Genomic DNA, 255 nt, shown 5'->3' on the forward strand with positions numbered 1-255 from the left:
TGGCCGCCGCCAGCCAGGGCGTCGGCGTGGTGTTCCAGGAGCCGCGGCTGATGCCCTGGCTGGACGTGGCCGCCAACGTCGGTTTCGCCGACGGCGCGCGCTTCGATCGTGCCTGGACGGCGCAGTTGCTCAGTGACGTCGGGCTGGAGGGGCAGGGCGCCTTGCTGCCCAAGCAACTCTCCGGCGGCATGGCCCAGCGGGTCGCCATCGCCCGCGGACTCTATGGTCGCCCACGGCTGCTGTTGCTCGACGAGC

General features: G+C 72.2%; 1 protein-coding gene. It reads left to right on the forward strand.

The genetic code is table 11. The features are described from left to right. Positions 1–255: ATP-binding cassette domain-containing protein (locus FS767_RS22390; protein WP_144968269.1), on the forward strand; the 255-nt coding region annotated here is incomplete at both ends.

The sequence above is a fragment of the Pseudomonas sp. DE0010 genome, from assembly GCF_007680745.1.
GTDB classification, from domain to species: Bacteria; Pseudomonadota; Gammaproteobacteria; order Pseudomonadales; family Pseudomonadaceae; genus Aquipseudomonas; species Aquipseudomonas parafulva_B.